We start from the raw sequence: 2,989 nt of genomic DNA, 5'->3' as shown, positions 1-2,989 counted from the left end.
GCGTGATCGCCGCGACCGACGGCGCCGCGATTCGCATCACCTGTCCGGCCAACTCGGGACGCAGCGCGGTGAGAACCTGCAGCGCGGCCAGCGTCGGCAGGTCGGTGGGCCCTGGGGTGTCGGCGTCGAGGTACGGCAGGCCTGGCGGCGGGGGGGCCGTCGCGAAGTCGACCCCGTCGCGGTCGAAGAGGTGCGAACCGTCCGGATAGTCCTTGACCACCAGCGGAATCCGCTCCACGACGGTGATCCGCAGCGTCGACGGATACTCGCGTTGGACCCGCGCGCTCGCCACCCGCCGAATGGTCGCCACGCGCTCGGCGACGGCATCGGTGTCGATCTGCAGCAGCGGCTTGTCCGACGGCACCGCGGCGGCCTGCTCAACCTCTTCCCGCGTGACGGTGCTCAGACCGGAGATGTCCGTGATACGCGCGGACATGATCGGCGTGAAGTACAGCAGCAGACCGACACCGACGGCGATCACGCTGACCAGTGCCGACCACATCAGCACCTTCAGCCCCCGAATCAGGCCACGCGCAGGGGGTTTCGGTTCATTAGCCGACCGGCCGGTGACCTTGCGCTTGGCTTCGCGGCGCGCGTTCTCGATCGCGGTTGCGCGCTCCTGCGCTGCGCGCCGCTCCTCGCGCTCGCGCCTGGCCCGACGCCGAGGCCCTTCGAAGTCGGTGGCGGCTTCGTCGGTGGCAGCGGGATCGGCGGTACCTGCCTCGGCGGCAGCGGGGTCGGCATCCTCCCAAGCCACGCCGTCGGCTGGTTCGCCGACGGATCCGTCGCCGGGCCCGCCGGCCGTGTCGGTCGGCTCAGTCACGACGATCCGGCTCCCGGCGCGTCCCTGCGCGCCCTCGACTGCACCGCGGCGAGGATCTCCCGGCCCAGCAGCGTGACGTCACCCGCCCCCATCGTGACGACGACGTCACCCGGCCGAGCCGAACCCGCGACCAGGTCGGCGACCGCGGAGAAGTCCGGGACGTACCGCACGGGGACACTGACGTGCTCGGCCACGCCGGCGCCGCTGACACCCGCGATCGGCTGCTCACGTGCGGCATACACGTCGAGGACGAAGACCTCGTCGGCCAGGCTCAGCGCCTGCCCGAACTCGCGGGCGAAGGTCTGGGTCCGCGAATACAGGTGGGGCTGGAAGACCACGATCGAACGGCCGTCGCCCGCGACGGCCCGCAGCGCCTCCAGCGTCGCGTGCACTTCGGTCGGATGGTGCGCATAGTCATCGAAGACGCGGACACCCGCACTGGTGCCGACGGACTCGAAGCGGCGCCGGACACCTTCGAAGGCGGCCAGGCCGTCGAGCACCGCGCCGACGTCGGCGCCTGCCTGGGTGGCCGCCAAGAGCGCCCCGAGCGCATTCAGCGCCATGTGCCTGCCGGGCACGGCCAACCGCATGCCCCTGGGATGGGACTCCCCGTCGAGTTGGACGGTCGCGACGCTGCTCGTGCCCTGCTGTTCCCAATCCACCAAGGCCCCGGCAAGATTCGAGCCGTTGCCGGTTCCCGTGCCGCTGCCGTATCGCATGACGCGCACACCGAGGGCGGCCGCGCGGTCCGCCAGCGCCGCAGCTCCGGGATCATCGGCGCAGACGACAAGGGCACCGCCGGGCCGCAGGCGTGCCACGAATTCGTCGAACACCGCACCGTAAGCCTCGGCACTGCCGAAGAAGTCGAGATGATCGGCCTCGATGTTGGTCACCACCGCCACGTCCGGTGTGTACTCGAGCAACGAGCCGTCGCTCTCGTCGGCCTCGGCGACGAAGCATTCACCGCTGCCGTGGTGCGCGTTGGTCCCTGCCTCGCCCAGATCGCCGCCGACCGCGAACGACGGATCGAACCCGCTGCGCTGCAGCGCCACGATGACCATCGACGTCGTCGTCGTCTTTCCGTGCGTTCCCGTCACCATCACCGTGGTGTAGCCGTCCATGAGCCTGGCGAGCACGGCAGGCCGGAGGATGACCGGAACGCCGCGGCGCTGGGCTTCGAGGAGCTCGGGGTTGTCCTTCGGGATCGCCGCGTGTGTGCTGACCACGACGGTCGGACCGCCGGGCAGCATGTCCAGCGCCGACGCGTCGTGACCGATTCGGATCTGCGCCCCACGGGCGCGCAGTGCGGCGACCCCGCGTGACTCCTTGGCGTCCGACCCGGACACCAGGCCGCCGCGGTCGAGCAGGATGCGGGCGATCCCCGACATCCCGGCTCCCCCGATGCCCACCATGTGCACCCTTTGCAGTTCCGGTGGCAGCGCACGCACGCTCATCGTCACCTGCCCCGCTTCTCTCTGGCGACGTCGAGGGCCACCTCGGCAACGCGGCGGGCGGCGTCCGGGTGCCCGGCCAGAGCCGCGGCGGTCGTCATGGTCGCCAGCCGTTGCGGGTCTCCCAGCAGCACGCGGCCGGTCTCCGCGACGAAGGTGGGGGTCAGATCGGCGTCAGCGACCAGTAGGCCCCCGCCGGTGCCGACCACCGGCAATGCGTTGAGGCGCTGCTCGCCGTTGCCGATCGGCAGCGGGACGTACACGGCGGGCAGGCCGACCGCCGTCACCTCGGCGACCGTCATCGCACCGGACCGGCAGATCGCCAGATCGGCAGCGGCGTACGCCAGATCCATCCTGTCCAGGTATGGCACGGCCACGTAGGGCGGATCGTCCGCGGCAGGCTCGCGGAGGTCGAGCACGTTCTTCGGGCCGTGCGCGTGCAACACCGAGATACCCAGCGCAGCAAGGTCTTCGGCAGCAGCGGCGACCGCCCGGTTGAGGGACTGCGCCCCCTGCGAGCCGCCGAACACCAGCAGCACCCTGGCGTCGTGGGCGAACCCGAAGTAGGCGCGCGCCTCAGCCCGAAGCGCGGTCCGGTCCAGTGAGGTGATGGAGTCGCGAACCGGCACGCCGACCACCTCGACGTTCTTCAGGCCCGGATCCGGCACCGCGGACAGGACTCGACGCGCCGAACGTGCCCCGACCCGGTTTGCCC

General features: G+C 71.2%; 3 protein-coding genes. All 3 read right to left on the bottom strand.

The window, feature by feature from the left end; all coding sequences use genetic code 11:
• The coding region (locus QOI01_RS14710) for a cell division protein FtsQ/DivIB (protein ID WP_526382091.1) at nucleotides 1-823 on the bottom strand (823 nt) is incomplete at its 3' end.
• On the bottom strand, nucleotides 820-2,277 hold the full coding sequence (gene murC, locus QOI01_RS14705; protein WP_526382089.1) for a UDP-N-acetylmuramate--L-alanine ligase: 1,458 nt from the start codon (nucleotides 2,275-2,277) through the stop codon (nucleotides 820-822). The genes murC and QOI01_RS14710, both read right to left, overlap by 4 nt.
• Nucleotides 2,278-2,279: 2 nt before the next feature.
• Nucleotides 2,280-2,989 (bottom strand): UDP-N-acetylglucosamine--N-acetylmuramyl-(pentapeptide) pyrophosphoryl-undecaprenol N-acetylglucosamine transferase (locus QOI01_RS14700; RefSeq protein WP_526382087.1); only part of this gene is annotated, 710 nt, incomplete at its 5' end.

The organism is Mycobacterium sp., assembly GCF_032162605.1.
GTDB lineage: Bacteria > Actinomycetota > Actinomycetes > Mycobacteriales > Mycobacteriaceae > Mycobacterium.
The sequence above is the reverse complement of the archived record's forward strand: the minus strand, read 5'-3'. Positions and strand labels throughout refer to the sequence as shown.